7 protein-coding genes and 1 pseudogene are annotated in these 19,025 nt (G+C 35.7%); 1 reads left to right on the top strand and 7 read right to left on the bottom strand.

All coding sequences use genetic code 11. From position 1 onward, the window contains the following. Positions 1 to 73 precede the first annotated feature (73 nt). The 5 genes from dptH to AB1H92_RS04960 all read right to left on the bottom strand — a co-directional run bounded on the left by dptH (position 74) and on the right by AB1H92_RS04960 (position 14,919). Complete coding sequence (gene dptH, locus AB1H92_RS04980; RefSeq protein WP_166739478.1) at positions 74 to 5,257, bottom strand: DNA phosphorothioation-dependent restriction protein DptH; 5,184 nt, start codon at positions 5,255 to 5,257, stop codon at positions 74 to 76. Beyond that, positions 5,238 to 6,608 (bottom strand): DNA phosphorothioation-dependent restriction protein DptG, encoded by a 1,371-nt coding sequence (gene dptG / locus AB1H92_RS04975; RefSeq protein WP_115361882.1) that lies wholly within the window; start codon positions 6,606 to 6,608, stop codon positions 5,238 to 5,240. Before dptG ends, dptH begins: the two co-directional genes overlap by 20 nt. Beyond that, positions 6,605 to 8,812: a DNA phosphorothioation-dependent restriction protein DptF gene (gene dptF, locus AB1H92_RS04970; protein ID WP_166739477.1), complete on the bottom strand. Its 2,208-nt coding sequence runs from the start codon at positions 8,810 to 8,812 to the stop codon at positions 6,605 to 6,607. Before dptF ends, dptG begins: the two co-directional genes overlap by 4 nt. A gap of 869 nt (positions 8,813 to 9,681) precedes the next feature. After that, complete coding sequence (locus tag AB1H92_RS04965) at positions 9,682 to 11,601, bottom strand: hypothetical protein (protein ID WP_115361885.1); 1,920 nt, start codon at positions 11,599 to 11,601, stop codon at positions 9,682 to 9,684. 594 nt (positions 11,602 to 12,195) lie between these two features. Then, positions 12,196 to 14,919 carry a TrlF family AAA-like ATPase gene (locus tag AB1H92_RS04960; RefSeq protein ID WP_115361889.1) on the bottom strand — a complete coding sequence of 908 codons (2,724 nt, stop codon included), beginning with the start codon at positions 14,917 to 14,919 and terminating at the stop codon, positions 12,196 to 12,198. 422 nt (positions 14,920 to 15,341) lie between these two features. Here AB1H92_RS04960 and AB1H92_RS04950 point away from each other — a divergent pair, with 422 nt between their 5' ends. Further along, on the top strand, positions 15,342 to 16,106 hold the full coding sequence (locus AB1H92_RS04950) for a site-specific integrase (protein ID WP_115361891.1): 765 nt from the start codon (positions 15,342 to 15,344) through the stop codon (positions 16,104 to 16,106). Here AB1H92_RS04950 and AB1H92_RS04945 read toward each other — a convergent pair. Then, complete coding sequence (locus tag AB1H92_RS04945; protein ID WP_115361893.1) at positions 16,103 to 16,576, bottom strand: IS3 family transposase; 474 nt, start codon at positions 16,574 to 16,576, stop codon at positions 16,103 to 16,105. The genes AB1H92_RS04950 and AB1H92_RS04945 overlap by 4 nt on opposite strands. Before the next feature lie 250 nt (positions 16,577 to 16,826). Next, positions 16,827 to 18,758: pseudogene (locus AB1H92_RS04940) on the bottom strand (DNA/RNA helicase domain-containing protein). Positions 18,759 to 19,025: the final 267 nt, after the last annotated feature.

The following is a 19,025-nucleotide window of genomic DNA, read 5'->3' as shown; positions in this document are numbered from 1 at the left end:
AATTTAAACATTCACGTCTGTTCAAATAACCTTGAATGTCTTTAACATAGGTACTCTTTAAGGATACACTTCTTTAATTTCTTTGGTTCATAGGAGGTACGCTTACCACATAAACTTGTGATTGACTTAAAGTGCCGTCCTCCTCCATAAATTGGCCAGTTATTAAACATTGACCTTTGACTAATTTACGCAAAGCCTCTTGATAGTCTCCACCTAAATTGCGAGAGATACTGGAAACTTCACTTTCCGCAGGGTTGAAAAAGACTTTCGTTGCCGCACCTTGCAATGTTGATAATTCTTCAGATGAGAAGTTTGTGAAAGTCTGTGTAGCAAACCATGCGGACCAACCAAACTTTCTACCCTCACGTAAAATTAAATTTGCTGGAGTACCTTCACCGAATGCTAAGTTTTGTGCTTCATCTAAAACAATTGCCATAGGGTTTTCTTCAGTTTTACTCAAACGAAAATACCATAAGTCCCATAATATGAACTCCGTTAATATTTTCTTTATTTCTATTTGTGAATATCCATCTAATTGAACAATTGTTACTTGACCATCATCTTGGAAGTAATCGTCCCATTTATGTTCCGTCGAATAATTAAATGGATCTAAATGAATAAATTGAATGAGCCGTGATAATAATGAACCTACAACCGATTTGGATGCTCCTTCTAAGCTATACAATTCTTCTTCAAGCAAGCTCATCGTCATTTGGCTTCCATGATTTTCAATCCCACTTTTAATCGCACGATATAACACCATTTCTTGTTGAGGTCCCAATCTATAAACAGAAGCAAATACTTCCATTACGCGCCCAGCTGTCTCAACAATCGGTTCAAGTTCTTCTTTTCCTGAAACAATACGTGTTCTTCTTGCAAATGGATTGATTGGAATCTTGTCTCGGTACACACTATGCTCTACCAACCTATCTCCTAAATGTGCCACAAAGTCTTCTTCAAGTTGAGTCTTTGTATAGCTACTAGAATAATCGATTACTAGTGAAGGCTGATTTGCTGAACTTAACCCCATTAGGAGTGACTGTATAAAGTATGTCTTTCCTTGTCCGCTACGTCCACCGATTAAGAGATGGCGATTTGGTAATTCTTTATGACCAAATTCCCAGTGTCGCGCCAAATCATATTGTGTATATCCAATTAACGGTCGTGAAAAATTATCTTTACCTTTTTCTACTAGGGGTTGTGTAGTAGCTGTTTTTTCTTTCACTTGCTGAGTCTTAACATCTTCTTCCCTTTTGTCTATGTCTTGTTCATTCATGACAGAAGGTTTTGCTTGCTCAAATGATTCTTTTACTGGTTGTTCCGGTGAATATTCTTCACGTTTCTTAGTATTTTCTACTTCCAGCTCAATTTTCATATCGAACTTCATAACTTCATCCATCGACTTCGCTAACCATTCATAGCCCATTTGCTCTGGATAAGCAAGAACTAACACATTATCTATACGTGAACTATTCTCGCTAACTTCTTCTTTTTTAAATGAGAATATAGCACCTTCACCAAACGAAGGTAAACCATTAATAGCAACTGTAAAATCGCCATTTAATAATCGATGCGAAATCTGTTCCGTTATCCAAACTTGGTCAATCCAAAACTGTTGTTGTTCCATTTTTTGAGCGACCGTAATCATTCGCTGAGCGAAAAAGTGTCGCATAAATTTTGCATCAAATGTAGATTCATTTAATACTTCTTTCAGACGATGATTCAGTTCTTTTACTTGGCTAATCCCTTTATCAATGACACCTGATTGATTATGCCCGATTTTCACTTCAATCGGGTAAAGATATAGAATCAATTGATCTTGTTCATCCACTTTAAAGCCCATCATTAGTAAGTCGTCACTACAGTTTCCACTCCGACCAATTGTCTTCCCAGAGAATAGCCCATCTTTTTTATTTAATTGAATCGCATTAGAAACCCGTACAATTTCTTCCATAGAGATAGGAATCCAAGTAACCTCTGGTGCTTTTTCTTTAAAATACTTGAGCGAGAGCTTGACTGCAGACAAAACACTCATCTTTTCGCGCTGATCATGAGACTTATTTTGAATAGCACGTAGTAACCATTCACCATTAAACACATTAAATGCTTTGATTGTTTCTTCTATTTCCTTTTGTGTTGTTTTGATTTCGCGACTTTCTAAAAACTGCTTAATGACTTGCACGTACTGAGTTGATTTGTTTGTGACTGTAATCGCATCATACGCATGAGATGAGCTAAGTTGATCACTATAATGAACTATGATTAAATCATCGCGTCTTTCTGTGAAATAAAGTAAATCTACTTCAGGATTAATAAAGGTAACCCAATTTGTTTGTTTATATAAATCTTCCAGCAACTGCTCATTTAAGGCATGTACACGTGTTGATAATGCAATATCTTTATTGTAAGGATTTAAGCCGTTCGTCATCATATTTGCAACATATTCGTTCCATTTTAGGATACTTTTTTCAAGTAAGTTTTCTTTATTTACTCGATGTCCGCCTGTTCCAAATCCAATTCGATATCCACCTTCTTCTGTTAATTGCGAAGTAGGAGAAGTTAATAGACCATTTAAAGCTAGACTATCTGGTAAATCTTGTGTTTTTTGTTGTACGACTTCTGACTTTCCATCCATCTTATAAAATGATAAATGTGCATATTTAATCTGATCTTCTATTGAATGAACGGAATAACGAATTAGACGTTGTAACTGATAAAATACATCCCGAGGTATGTCATACTTATTGTTAAACGATAGTCCTTGGAAATAATGTTCAACTTCCTCATAGTTTTCCATTTGCTGGAATATCTCAAAATGACTTACATGATATCCCCTCGTATATGCTGAAATTTCAATTGGTCGGAGAGCGTGTAATTCTTTTCCTTTCTTAACTTCTTTCAAATACATATTGAGAAGTCCCTTAACAATCTCACGATCATCCGGAATATTTACAATGCTGATTCGTAACGGAGTATTACCACTTATTGTAAATAAGTAAGGGTAGTATTCATAGAACTGCTCAATTTTCTCTTGTACAAGTTGTGCTAAGTATAAATTAGACTCCCCAACATTCACTTCATCGCTAGGACGATAGATTGTCCATTCAGACATACGATCATGTACTACTGGTTTATACGTGATCCCTTCTTCGACAATCAGTGGTGCAAAATGTGAGTTTTGCATACGTTCAATTGTATTTCTATCAATATCTTCTCCGTTGATTGTCTTTTGTAGCTCTAGTTGATAAGCGACATTTAGCGGTGCATAACTTGTAAATATTAGTTCATCGTTAATATCAATACGACCTAACTTCATTAAATTACGCACTTCATCTTGTAAAATAGAGTCTACTTCAATATTTTCTATTTCTGTTAAAAATGCTTCTACATACATCTCTGCTTTCTCTCGTAAAGCTTCATCATAGAAAGTAAAAGAATGAATTGTACCTTGTTCTTCGACAGCTTCTAAATAAGCATGATAAGCTTCTTTTACGCTATCTGGTATCGCTAAGGTAATCGCTTCTAAATTTGAATCTTCATATTTACCATACGCCCACTTTTTCTTAGCCCAACGCTCTTCCAGCTTAAAATACTTACGCTCATTTAAATGTGTAGTGTATAGATAGTCTTGAATGATCGCTTTACTATCGTCCTCTATTAGTTCTATGGATTGTTGCTTTTCAAACTTCTCTACCCAAATTTGATGAGCTGTCTTCGGAAGGATACGTAGGGCTTCGTCTTTAACGACGATCGGCACTGTAAATGACGGTGTTTGAATAAAACATTTCACCGAATGATCATCGGTACTTGCGCTCGGTTCAATTTCCAATTTAAGTGTTTCGTCTAAGTCACTTACGATTACTTGTTCATTTTCTTTGATTGCAACTTCTCTTTCTGTTCCGGTACCTAGTTGGAAATGTTGGTGGTCTATTTGAAGTTCAATTGCATAATTTGCCCTCTGTCCGGTTTGAATTTTATAGTGATGACGGATGGATTCAAACGGTTCAGATGTTGACTTCAAGACCAGCAAGTTAAACGTATAGGGTGTTTTTCCTTCATGCCTATAAACGCTCCGATAAAAGTCCGCCCCTTCTTCCACTTTCGCAGTTATCACAAGATTCTTACCGGATGTATTCGTATAAGATTGAGCACGTGATAAAATATGTTCTTTTTTCAAACGTTGACTAAATGGGATACGGACCTCTATTTCTTGTGCTTCCTCTTCTGGAGATACAAAAGCGATAAGATGCCATGTTCGTAACCCTGCTGCTGTCGTTGCGTTCGGACGCTTCCACAACTCAATATGCTTATTCACACACTTAATATCATCATTTATTAATTCGATTTTCGTTGTATTTTTAATGTCTTCTTCCCAATTTAAAATTTTCGTTAAATCGGTCTCATACCACTTATCTTTATCGGGATTACTCTTAGGTTCCAGGTCTCTTCTTCCTGCACCAAAACGAGCTTCGAGTTCTTCACGCGCACTTCCTTGTTCACGTGTTTGTTCTATATCGTGATGGAGTTCCGTGTTTTTATTGAGCCTATGTTGAATTTCTTTCTCTTTCTGATTCCATGCTCTCGATTTTACTGGGAGCGTTTCTTGCTCACTTAATAGCTGACGTAATTCATCGTCAGGAAAGTAATGTAATTCACGATAATCTTCTGTCGTTATCTCTTCTTTATTCGCGATATTTAACACTTCTTCAAAATCTAGAAACGTCGTGTTCTCAAGTGCATATTCGCGTTCCCTGCTCTCTAAAAAGTGCTTGATAATTCTACGGCTCATTGGATTTTTCACTTGCAACTCAATCATTTTTTCTAAGCTACCTATAAACTGTTCAACATGTAAAGGCATACCCTCGTGAGTTAAGTTAATACTTCCATCCTTAATGGAATCTTGTAAGTTAGAAGTTAATAAAATAAGTGAAGCATTTTTCCATTCACCTTGTTGTAAACTCATTGCGTTACGTAACGTAACGAGAAATGAGCTTGTGATCGATTCATTTACGATAGCGATTACAAACTTATACCCTTGATAAGTTAAAGCGATTGTTTCATAACGTTCGTTCCCTTTTTCATGTTGGTAAAAGAATGCTGATGATGCTTCTTCAATTTTTAAAGCTTCATACAAAATTTCAGATGTTTCAATTGACGGCAATTGTAAATAATAACGCCCTATTTTTTGATTGCTAGATTGCTTCTTAAAGAAAACAACCAATTGTTCAGCAATATATTCATAAAATTGGTTTGACATATTGAGCATCTCCACTATCACTCTTCTTTTCGATATAATTTAATCCGTCTAATAACTCGACAAAAACTTCACGAGTTTTATGATCCAAGTATACACCACGGATTTCCAGTTCATCCCACAGTCTATTTAACTCTAAACGACTCTCTCCAACAGATATTGCAACAAGCAAGAGTACTTGGCTTTGGTTCAAACTATTTAACTTACCAAGCGATCCCCCGTGCTTATAGAAATATTTATTGAATAATTCATCTAGCCCTTTAGGATATCGACTGTTAATTTCATTAGAGATATTCGGTTTAATTTGTTCATACATCTCTTGAAATAAGCCTGAAAGCGTCGAAGATTCCTCATAATTACGTGACACTTCACGTAAAGGGATATAAACTTCTTTCATCCACTTATTTACAGATTCAATATATTGACCTTCTGCTTCTTCATCTTTTAAATGCTGTGCAATATCATGATAAAGAAGATTACGCTCATCTGAAAAACTGACTTCACTAACGATATTTAGTAGGTGTTCGTGGGCGAAGAAATTAGCCATCTCTGTTTGAACTCGACGATATCCCCACTTATAGCCATCTCTCCAACGTGCCGCTTTTTCTTCTTGATAGAAGAAATATAAATCAATCCAATTCTCCTCATTGAATTGTTCGAATCGGCTTACTTGTAAGACTAATTGTGTGATTACAATGTATGTATAATGCACAAATAACAAGTCAATATACTGCATGCAAAAACTTGGATGTTTTAACAACAGTAAAAAGTCTTCTCTAAATTGCTCTACGATACGTGGTAAGTGATTACCATATAGTTTATCTACACCTTTTGTCGGTTGTTCCGTTTCAGTAGAAAGTAAATTCAGCAAAATATTTTGTGGTTCTAATTCATTTAGTTTTTCTATAAATTCTTCAGCATAGGGAGCTAAAAACGTATCATGTACAAAATGAGCCAAATCGAGCTCCCCTTTTCTAGCCCTTTCTTCTGAAGATAATGGGATGAATTTTAATTGAGATAAATCCTGAATATGTCCACTAGAAATATTTTGCAATTCTTTCTCTAAGTAATTTTCAAACCTTCGTTCTGTTGTTTCTTCTCTAAATTGGATGCTTTGTAATACATCTTCTGTCCGAGTAGCATGTCCTTCAATCTCAATTTCTTCGCCAAATAACTTACGCATTGCACCTGCAACTACTGGCATAAAACCATTTTCAAATTCTGTACGATCATTTCTTGTTGGAAAAGGGAGTAAATGTACTCTTCCTCGACGCCCATTACTATATTTCTTCTGTTCTAGGTCTACTCCCATTAATCGATTTACGCGGTCGCTTTGGATAGTATAGCTTGTCATTTTACTGTCTCCACCTCATACGTTTTTCCTCCGCGAGCAAAACGCGGTTTCTTAATCCGCATTATATGATTTGTTTCGCGATGTACAATAATTAAATCATTCGTTTGGTCAGAATTACGAATCAAGTCCTTATAAAACTCCATAAATTGAATCGCTTCATTGTAGTCTTGCTGACCAGGTCTAAGTCCCTCAGCAACATGAATGATAAGTTCAAATAAAGTATAGTCTAATGATATTAATACAGGGGTACCTTCTACGTTATACCCTACTGTTAGTTCTGGCATAAACCTGTTGAGCGTTTCTTTATTATGAAACTGTCCATACTGGTCGCCTATATCTTGCTCTCCTTTAAAGGGTACTGCCACAGAATACTCATTTTTGGATATCGGTTGTATATATAAATAACCGTCGATTGGTGACCCAATCCAACTTTCAACGACTTGATCTAGGTAGTCGAAAAATTCTCCAATTACCCCACCCTCACCAATATAGTAATGATAGAGGTATTTTAAAAACTGATGGTAACGTTCGTTTAAATGACCGTGATTCAATAAATAGTAATGTCGGAGAAATAATTTTAAATAGCTTTCGTCCATATAATCTTCTGATTCCCAAAGCTTTAAATAGGATTCATCATCCGTTAAATATTGCTTGATCATCGCGATAGGTTCTGAAGTTAACATATACTCACTTAACCGTTCATCAAATCGCTCATCTCTTCGCTTTATCGGATCTAACTCATGCAACGCATGCAATAAGTCCGAACGATCAGGTCTTTCAAACAATAAATACGGCAACAGTTGCTCAGGTTGAACTGCATGCTTATTATCTAACGGCACTAACACGTCGTAAAGTAGATTGTACAATGCACGTGTTGATAAAAAGAGCTTTTTCTTTACCATTGCTTCAACTAATACTTTCACAAGCGCATGGCGCATTTCCTCATCTTTTAATAAGTGGTAGTTTATATGAGCAGCTGTTCGTTCACCCGCATTCCACTCTTTTTCCCATAAACGATAAAAAGGATTCTCATTGGATGGTCTTGAAACTCTTTCAACTATGTCATTGAAAAAACTAGAATGTATTCCTTCAACTGATAGCTCATAAGGTTGTACCCCAGCAAAGTTTAGTAAAGTAGCATGATCATGTTCTTCATAATAATAGTCTTGTTGTGTTGTAAATACTTCAGATTTCTCAATGACCCTAAGGACTTTTTCGAATTCTCCTGTATGTTCGTGTTTCATATAGAAATTGTGAAGTACACCAAGGTTAATTGCGATGACTGTAGTTTTAGGCACTAACGCTCCTTCTTCAAATGGAGCGAGTACTCTTTCAAGCGTTTCTAGCTCATCCTCTGAGTAGTTATAAGACTCGGTTGAGTCATTATGAATAAAACACGTTTCATTATTTAATAATTGCGGGAATGCTTCTTGGACATAGGAAATTAAATGACTTTTCCCATCCCCGACACTACCGCACAACATAACTAGATTCGCTACTGATGATCTTTTGGCAGTTTCTAATGCTGCAATAAACTGCTTCTGTATTGGCCGTTCAACATGCATATAATGTTGAAAATTTGTAAAGACATCTGCGTGTACGACAGACTCAATTGAAGAAGTCTGAAGTACTGTTAATTGTTCAATAAATGTTTTTGGCGACTGTAAACTTGATGATTCTTCAACTAGAACAGTAGTTTCCAATGAAGCAACGGTTTCTTTCTCCACTTCCTGCTTAAGTCGAATACTTTCTTCGGGTTCTTTTTTTTCCACTGATTCTCTTTGACTCTGCGATGTCTCCAGTTCAAATACTGCTTGTAAAAAACGTTCGTACGTTTCAACAAATTCTTCCTTACGTTGTTTTGTTAAAGGGAGTGTGAATATATCTTCAAAAAAACCATTTAATTTTAATGCATCACTTAACTCCTCTTTAGAACAATGATACATCTTATGTATATTTAACCATGTATGGTATAGATTATTATGTTGGAAGGAAGAGTCTGATATCCGTGGCTTTTGGTTTAACATCGCTAAATTCCTCATGCGATATTTAGATATTGCTAAAAATGCTCCTTGCAATTGAACCACTACATCCATTGTTAATAAATCCGTTTCTCCTGAATCTATCCACTCAGATACGCCTGATTCTTCACCTGCATCCAGTTCAAGAAAATCTAATAATGGATGCCAAACTTTCTTATTCATATTCGTTCTCCTCATTTATCAGTATTAAGCGCTATTTTCGATAGCACTAACCATTTTTAGATAGCTGTATCTCTATGATTCCAATAAGAGACGGTTGCTCCTCAGCTTTTATGTACTTATCTTCTTTTTCCTGTCTGTACCTCATTAAGGAGTCAAATAGGACTACTAAACAATTATTTTGCTTCAAACATAATTCTTGAAAACAGGCGCTTCCCTGTCTATTTATATACTATAAACACATATTTCATATGAATTTAATGATAGCAGCTTACCTAGCTTTTAACTTTTAGCCGCTACACCAACAATCAACCCAATCTGAAGTTTAGGAAGCTGTAGTCTAATGATAACATTTTATAAGTTACACATGTTTTCTTCGTATCATATCACATGATCCAAAAGGTGTTCCTCCAATACGTGATATAGTCCCACTTTAACATATTAACGACTATTTTTCTTTGCAGCCCCTCTAAGATTTAGTCCCAAATCTATTACAAATATTGGTGGATAAGTCACAAAGATAACTATATATAATGAAAAAATTTGCAAAGAATGGTACTCGTAATCTCCCGTCCTATATGTTCTGATATTTTGCATCTTTTAACTTGACTACTTTTCCGTCTTTTAATAACGTTCGATTTTAGAATTTGGAGTCGTAAAGCACAAAAAGGATTGGGCATCCCCAATCCTTTTGTTTAACCACTTTTAATTAAGAAGAACGCAAATGAGATAATATATAGATATATATGTTTTGTGGTCAAAATGTGATTAAAATAACTTACGCTGGTCCACCCAAAACCTTCCGAAAATCGTATAAAAAACAAAAAAATAAAATGCAAAACTTACAAAAACACTTATATCAGTAGTTAATACTAGAAACACTCTTTACACCATTTCCCAATTTGAACTATAGTCCTTGAACGTTCAAAAGTATGTCCAATTTTACATTGCCATTTCAAATTTGAAGTTGAAGAGACATACGTGTCTGATATTAATTTACCTCCTCTCTCTTCTGCTAATGACAAACACTTCTCAAAACCCTTACGACGGATATTCTCCAGCTTTATTTTTTGCTGACATTTAGGGCACCATTGACCTGCTTTTATTTTCTCTTGGTTCTTTTTAAACACATGTCCTTCTTTACATTTCCAAGTAAGGTGAGAACGTGAATTAATATATTCCTCGGAAAGACATTCTCCTCCATGTTCCCTTGCGATCTGCCGCATTTCTTCAATGGTATGTATAGTGATTTTCCTTTTCATCAACTCATACCCACACTTTTTGCACCATTGCCCCTTTTTGACTTCGATTGGAACTTTCCAAAATTTATGTCCCTCTTTGCATCTCCACAGCAATTTAACATTTGACGCAATATAGGTATCTGATAATAATTCTCCACCTTGTTCCATAGCACATATCTTTAATTCCTCAAGTTGTGGAGATATATTATAGAAATCTTTCATTTTCCGTTTCACATACGGAACAGAAACCTCCGTATCTATATTTAACCCTTTTATTTTCTCAAAAATAAAGTCAATTTTTTCTTCATCTGTTTCTAACCAATAAGGAACTTCAATCAAGTTAAGGCCTTGCTCCTTACATAGCTTTCTCTTTTCTTCATCTCTTGCCTTTTGAGCTAAAAAGCCCTCCTTTTCACGATGAAAAAGCTTTATAAAGTAGTAATGCTGCTCTCCTTCGTATTCAAATGCCAACCGAAGCTTCTTGTTATAACCGTCCAATTCCAGACCTGTACCTAACTCTTCTCTTGTTTTTGGAAATGGGGCACTAAAAATGTTCTCAAATATGAAACGGGTTTTTCTTTCATTCAATCCAAGGCCGCATGTAGAGCACCATTGTCCTCTTTGAAGATAACCATAAGCTTTTTCAAAGTAATGACCGTTGGCACATTTCCATTTCAACGGATGACTGGTTGATATAAACCTTTCAGAAAGACATTCACCATTATATTTTTTGGCTAACAACTTCATATCGACTATGGAGTATACCCTTCGGCTTTCGGCTACCTTTTCATAACCACATACTTTACACCAATGTCCATCTTTCACATGCCCAAATTTCATCGAGAATTGATGTCCTTTTTCACATTCCCACATCAGTTGTTCATTGTAATTCTTGTATTCTTTCGAGATAACCCTGCCGCCTTTTTCATCAGCTACTCTCATAATATCCTCAATACTGTACATTCTTCTTTTTTCTCCACGAACTTCTTCGTAGCATTCTGGACACCCACTACCCCTTTGTATAAGGTCTAACGTTTTATTGAATACGTGTCCTTTTATACATCGCCACTGCATTTTCTCTTTAACGCCTTGATATTCTGAAGGTATCCATTGTACATTAAACTTTTTCGCTATTTCCAAAATATATTCTTTGGTTTTTTTGTTGTTACCTGCACATTCACTACACCAATGTCCCTTTTTCACCGTTTCATAACTAGCATCCCATACATGACCCTTTTCACATTTCCATGTGAGTTTATAATTCGTGTTAGTGAATCCCTCGGATATACATTCACCATTACGAGTGTTAGCAAATTGCATCATATCCTTAATGGAGTATTTTCTTCTTTCTTTCGCTAACTCCTCCTTTCTACATTCCCAACACCAACTATTTTTATATTTAATCTTTTCGAAGGTCTTTTCAAAATAATGTTCATTAGCACATACCCATTTGAGCTTCGTTTTCATATTCCGATATTCGTCAGATAAGCACCAGCCACCTCTCTCCTCCGCATATTTCTTTATATCTTCAATTGTATACGTTGTCGCCATTATATATAAACTCATCACCTTACATCTAATTTACTTTATATCTTGACCAACCAGTTATATTTTTAAACAATCCTATTTTATTGCACAAGAGATCTATTGATCTATTCAATAATTTTCATCTCTTGCACCTGTTAATTTAATATGAAAACAAACAATAACACGCTAAACATAAAGAAGACTCCCAACAAAATGGTCGGGAGTTACTAGGAATATATTCTTTATGTTCTTAAAAAACCTCGATAAATCTTTAACAAATTACCTAATCCTTTGTTTGTCTTTAAGTATAGGACGAATCACTTTTATCATAAAATTTTATTCAAGAAATATATTAACTAATAGGAAAGGAGAATAAGATATGTATATTCATCTTAATAAACAAGTAATTCAAGAATTATCCAAGAATAATATTGTTCACTTCATCTCCCTATGGGATACAACTGAAAATGTACTCAACTTTTACTCAAAACAACCCAATTTGTATACAAGTTACAAAGAGGAGGATTGCCCGGTTCTTCCACAACATACGCCTGTTAAGGTGTTCGTAGTCAATGATATCGATGCGTTGAAGGAGGATTGTTCTATACAGCCCTCAAACTATTCTAGTGCTTTGAAAATTCTATAATACCTGTTGTTAAGTGCTTCGCTTCCCCCTTCCATCACATCACAAACTGCTTTACGAATAGCTACTTCCTGCAATGCACCTGCAGCTTTCACTCGAATTTGTCCTCTTGCAAAATTCAAGTGAATAATCATTTCTGCCGAACCATTAACAGGTATATTAGGATTATGCGTAACCACAATTATTTGTTGCTTATTTTTTAAATTTCGAAGTCCTTTAACAATCAAATCAGTTATCCTTCTAGTATCTAAATCATCTTCAGGCTGATCAATGATGAGCGGAGTATCATCGATTGATAATAAAAGAGATAACATGGCTGCGGTTCGTTGCCCAGCGGATCCCACGTCGATATTTTCTTCTCTACTATTTATTAATAGTTTTAACGTAACTAAGTCCTCAGGGAACCAAATTAATAACCTATCAATATCCTCCGGATTATTAGCATAAACATTTTTTATATGATCCTTAAACCTCTTGGTATAATTCCCTTCATCAAGACTAGCGGGATTGGCTAGTTCTTTCACAATACGATCCCTAGAGCTCCATACATCATCTTCAAATTGATAAAGAGAATAAATGACACCACTTTGTAATCTATCATTATCGTCTCTTTCGCAAATATCACGTGCAAAGGTGTTCCCTTCCCTTCTCAAAGCCTCCCTTAATGACTCCTCGGCATGATGGGAGTTTCCCAATTCGGACAAGGTAATTTTGAGATCGTCATTTTTGTTATTCCACATATGGATTATGTCCATTCGATGTTGCCTTAATTGTTTTTCATGGTCTAGGATTTTCTCCCAGATCTCGATTGCTTTTACCTTTTCACTTCGTAGTTCCGAATTCATTGATATAAAAGTTTTCTGTTCATTTAGAAGGTCTTGTTTTTGTTGCAATAATCTTTCATAAGAATGAGGATCTGATTCTCCTGCTTCAACTAATTTTTCAACCAGGCCTCTATAACGGTTTACCTTATCGGCTTTTTGTTCATTCCAAGGAAGATCGCCTATCGCTATTGTAAATGATTCTTTAAATTCCTCTAGTTTTTGGTTTAATGTTTGATATTCATTCACTATATTATTCCAACTACTAAACGAAGTAGATAGAACTGTCATGGATTCTACATCTATAAATTGTTTAGCTTCATCCGATAACTCTAGTTTCCCCAGTACAGTTAACGCACTCTGGACTGAATTGATTTGGCTATCGACCTTCTCAGTAATCGAAAGGAGTGTAGAATCAACAAGTTTTGTGTTTTGGAAGTCACTTAAAACGTCACTATGTCCCATTTCTTCAAACAACTTTATTTTTGCATTTATATCATTTATCTGTAGCTCAATGTCCTTTTGACGACCTAGCTTATTAGTTATATCTCTAATTTTCCTTCGTACCTCTAACCATTCAGATTCATATTGTAATTTATCTTGTTTCCACTTGTCTTTATCGAATTGATTATCAATTAGTTGTAGTAGTAGGCCCGGATCTTTTGTCAACTCGTATAGTTGCTTTTGACTATATAGACGAATGGGAAAACGCTTTGATATCCCCGATGTAACCCCAGAACTTACCCAGTTTCCAAATTCATCTTTTTCAAGTTCGGAAATATTATTATTATTCCATATAAGTGCAATATCCCTACCGTCCTTTACGAGTTCTAATCTAATTTCGGTATTAGCAAGTAGCATTCCGGTTTGTCCCCTACCAGTCACTACTTTTTTAAATTCAGCGAATTGTGATTGCAGTGTTTCAGGAAGCTCATCCTCCTTATTTAACACTATTCTCAAAAACTCTAAAATACTTGACTTTCCAGAACCACGTCCCCCAATGATGGTAGAGAACCAGGGGCTGAAATTGATTTGGAGTGGAATAGGCTCCCTTCCTGCTTTAGAGGAATTTTTAATTTCTAGGCTTTTTATATAATATCTCAGTTTCAGGTCGTTAGGATTGGGTGTAGTTATTCCAGAATGAATGACTCCATCTTCCCCATCATGTAATGCTAATTTCAGAGCATCTAAATTGGGTTGCTCCATTTTTACCCAAGTAAAATCTTTACCAATTTGATCTGGTCTGTGGCTATCCGAGCCTGCAACTTCTGTAAGGTTCAATTTGGATTCACGATATATTTGTGGCTTAGAGTAGTTTAAATCACATACCTGTATAGCCAGTAAACCTTCACAACTTAAATACTGTTTCAAAGTTATTCCCGACGATTCTTCGAATATACCTGCTTCCATATCTACATGGGCTGGAATAGCAATCCCATTGTTCTCTATTATTATTTGAACGACTTTGGAAAATGTACTCTCGGTAGTATTGTTAGTTTCACCAAATACACCATTGTATCTTGCTAAATGAAGAACCTTAGTAATATGTTCACTTGTAGTCCCTTTATCAAATATAGCGAGTAGGTGAATGCCACCATGTACACTTATCTCTACCCCGGGAAAGAGATGTAAAGGCCTGTATCCTTCAGCTTCCTCTTGAGCCATCGCCTGAAGAGTTTGATTTAATATATCAATCCATGTTCCCGAATTATGATCTGTAACAGCTACACAATCGATTTCCTTCTCCATGTGGTACAATAACCATTCTTTTGGTGTCATTTTTTTTAAGTCATCTTGATTCATCCCTTTCCCGTAGTCATGTGAGGCAGGTGTATGAGCATGAAAATCAAATTTCCACCACTTTGCTCCGTTCAACATAATAATCCCCCTTTTTTTATATGTAATCTATTATCATTCTACATTTAATAAACAAATATTACTATATATGGTGTTACTTTCCACCCCTTATACTTCTCATTTATAAATTAAGAAGGTTCTTTTGTTTCATTTAAACTAGAATAGTGATTAAAACCCATAAACGATACTTCCAGAAATGCTAGAAGTAAGTTGCAATTATGATCGCCTACATAATTAATAGAAATTTTTTGTAGAATTGCGAAGCATGGCCACGGTTCCCAAGCGGTTCCCAAGCGATTCCCTACGCAAAAAAGCACAATAAAAGGGCTCAAAAATGAGCCCCTTCTTCTATTCCACTCCAGCCTCGACCAATTTATTAATTGTCTCACTGTACGACATTAATGAAGCACAAGTTGCCGCCGCTAAGCTTGAACAAGAATTAGCTGAGCGGAATATCAATTAAGAACGACAGCCTGACTTTTCAAGACGTTTACGCCCAATGGTTTTCTAATCATTCAAAAACAATTAAATTAAGCACTAAGAAAGCCATTGAATCAAAATTCAATAAGCACAAATTGCCCCGCTTCGGCAAATTGAAAATAAAGGAGATCACTAGGCCCTATTGCCAAAAGATGATCAATAAAATCGCCCAAATGATCAAATCAGTTAATGACATTAAAATACAGGCTAATCAAGTTTTCAAATATGCTTTGAAAATGGATATTATCGATAGGAATCCATTGGAACATGTAACTATACCAAGACAACAAAACGAAACAATTATTAATGAGGAAAATGAGGCGGATGGACGCAATTATTGGAAAAAGGAAGAGATACGAGAATTCCTTACCATCACAAAACGGGAATTAGATTTTCGTGATCATATACTTTTTCACCTCTTAATTTATACTGGTGCACGTAAAGGAGAAGTCTTAGCTCTCACATGGGACGATATTGACTTTGAAACTGGCTCTATTCGGTTAAATAAAACCTTGTTTCATCATGAGGGTGAATTTATCTTCCAAACATCCAAGACAAGGGAATCAAGGCGGTTAATCAGTTTGGATACCAAGACCCTAGCTCTGCTTAACAAATGGCGTGTAAGACAAAATGTGGGATGCTGGATTTCCAATGCGGTTAGCTTATCCAAATGTGGTCAATTCCCCATAAAATGGACAGTTAAACAATTGTATCTAAATGGCAGCTAAATAAGACAATGGTGTCTGAAGGATCGATATACACTAACAATCTGTTTCATGTCAGCCAAACCTCTGGCTTGCATTGCTGTACGTATCGTTTTCTCGATAAAATCCATGTTCGGACTGTAGCTTATCACAATCGAAATTATCTCTCGGTTATGAAGATCCATAATTGCCGATATAAAGAGTTTCACGTTATTCACAACCAACTCTGATATATCAGTTACCCACTTTTGACTGGCTAAACTAGCGTCAAAATGTCGCTCCAAAAAGTTAGGGTAAACGTATCCAGCACCTTGCTCTTTCTCAATTTTTGTTCGTTTAGCAATACGGATTACCGACTTGATGTTTAGTTCTTTCATCAATCGTGCGACTCTCTTGTGGTTAATCACGTGACCTGAAACCTTTAGTTTACCAGCAATTCGCTTGGCACCATAGGTTCCACCACTTTTATCATATAGGCCCTGGATAACAGCGATATCCCTCTCATCACACTAATAGAAATCCAAGCATACAGCAGCGCTCCAGATTCATACAATTGTAGTGTATTGTCAGAATAGTGTTTTCGTCTATCTATTTAACATAATTGGTCGCGACACTCAATACCCAGGCACGTGACAATTAACTTCAGGATAGATGGGAATTGCTTGCCAATATATAAAATGGACAGTCTAAAAACTTGCAGTGCCTTCTTCAAAAGCTACTTGTCCAGACTAATTTGTGTAGAATTTAATAACCATATCCTTCACCTTCGTCTATCAAATACAACATTTCCTGTCTTTTTTTCCGATAAAAGGTAACCTTCTCAAGTCTCTCTTTAAAGTACTGTTGCAAAGCTGGGTCAGTACAATATAAAAAACATCCTTTTTGCCCCCGAGTCATTAGTGTCCTATAGGTGTTTCGTATAATGGGGTCTGCCAAAGATTCGGCTTTCTCAGGGTCTTCTTTTGCCATTTTCTTTATTCCTCTTAATGATTGATCTGTTCTGGCTCGTTTCGTGTAATCAGTGACAATCTGTCCATTTTCAAACCGCAAATCATCTCCAATAATGACTCCAACATAATCGAATTCTAACCCTTGTGCGGTATGAATACATCCCGCTTCCCTAACTGAGGAATCTTCAATCGCCCATGTATTTTCGATATTCCAACTAATACCGAAGTCATGTTCTGGAATAGTAATATCATGATGATTCACATCTTGCCGATTTTTCGTAGGCCAGTCCCAACAATACCCTGCCATAATACGAGACTTATTATTTTTCAAATTTAATTTTTCAATTTCAGAAAGCATTTCATTTGGATCATCGTAAAGTCGAATATCATAATCCATGCCTAGCTCATGCATATTTGCAGTATTTCTAATTTGCAGTACATCATCTAACCAAGCTATGTATCCATCCGAACCATCACAGCGAAATTGGGATGTAAGTTCATAGGAAACGATTTCAGCATTAAACTCATCTGCATAATGCCTAATTAAGTCAACGCTACCAATATCGTTTAAAGTTACTTTTTGATTCTCATCGATAAAGAAAATCGTAAAATTTGCACCTTTTATTAATTCTTTAACTTGATTTTCGCCTTAATTCCGAAATAGGCCAGATTTTTCATTTAAACGATGCGCTTCATCAATTATTAATACATCAAACTCATTTTCCTCCACCTCGGTAAAGCTACCCGACCCCTTAAAAAGATTGTCTATATGAGATTTCTTGAAATCTCCCCTTAATTTCGTAGAATAAATATTTCGAGGTGCAGAATTTCTCGTTACATACATCGTAACAAGTCCCTGGTCGATTAGATTAACCAATAAGTTAATTGCTAACACGGACTTGCCTGTTCCTGGACCGCCTTCTACAATCATAACTTGTTTTTTATTCTTATTAATAGCATCTAGCGCAAGATGAAAAGCTTCTTCATAGAATACTTTTTGATCATCTATCATAATAAATTCTTCATTACCTTTTAGCATGTTATTCAAAGCATCTTGCAACGATTTTGAAGGTCGAATTCTTCCATTTTCAATCTGGTAAATTAATTCGTTCTCATCGCCTTTTCGAATATACTTCTTTATGAATGAGCGTAGCTTTTGAATTTCACCTTTCGTGAAAACAGGTGCTTTTTCAAGATGATCTTTATAATGTGAATCCGTCAAAGGATCTTCTTTAACTTTTCTATAATTGTGTAAATATGCACAAGGCTTCAACTTAATTTCTTGCTCTTGTACATTTTCATTAAAATCCTCAATTAATGCAGCATATGACCATGCCTGATAAGAAGGATGCGTAGTTTTACGTATTCCTTTACCTAAATAGGTTTTCACTAGCCCTTCTCTTGATGAAACCTTTTCGACACTCTCCCACTGTTTCAACTCTACAATAACAACGTGATCTTGATTTCCATCGTTACCAGCAACCAAAAAATCTACACGTTTGGATGTATTGGGAATATTAAATTCAATTGCAACTGACGCATCATTGGGTATATCCTCATCTTGCATTACGTTTGACATCCTTTGCAAAGAATTTTCCCATGAACGGATTTCAGCTTTAGATGTACGTCCTATTTTCTCTTGATATGAATCATAAAGCCGGTCAACGAGAATCTCGTTAACTACATCCCCAATAAATTCTTCTTTTGTAGATTCATATATAATCATTAGATACACCAACTTTTGCTTTATAATTTTCTACTGGACTTATATTTCCCCATCAATGGATAAAGTATGATACTATGGACTCATTTTACCACAGTAATGGTTATTAATCTTGGCCCTTCCTAAGATTAAACAACAATTCTAATAAGTTAGCCAAAATAAAACGCATAAAAAAATAAAATGCTGCAATCCCCTATACAATTCAAGTTTTTGGGGTAACTGCAGCATATATGAATGAAAAACACATACAGATGTAGATCTTTAAACCTT

It is taken from the genome of Sporosarcina pasteurii, from assembly GCF_041295575.1.
Lineage (GTDB): Bacteria > Bacillota > Bacilli > Bacillales_A > Planococcaceae > Sporosarcina > Sporosarcina pasteurii.
The sequence above is the reverse complement of the archived record's forward strand: the minus strand, read 5'-3'. Positions and strand labels throughout refer to the sequence as shown.

What these genes read in the sequence shown, in the direction of transcription:
- dptG (WP_115361882.1), bottom strand. Translation starts at nt 6,608, where the DNA reads ATGACAAGCTATACTATCCAAAGCGACCGCGTAAATCGATTAATGGGA.
- dptF (WP_166739477.1), bottom strand. Translation starts at nt 8,812, where the DNA reads ATGAATAAGAAAGTTTGGCATCCATTATTAGATTTTCTTGAACTGGAT.
- AB1H92_RS04965 (WP_115361885.1), bottom strand. Translation starts at nt 11,601, where the DNA reads ATGGCGACAACGTATACAATTGAAGATATAAAGAAATATGCGGAGGAG.
- AB1H92_RS04960 (WP_115361889.1), bottom strand. Translation starts at nt 14,919, where the DNA reads ATGTTGAACGGAGCAAAGTGGTGGAAATTTGATTTTCATGCTCATACA.
- dptH (WP_166739478.1), bottom strand. Translation starts at nt 5,257, where the DNA reads ATGTCAAACCAATTTTATGAATATATTGCTGAACAATTGGTTGTTTTC.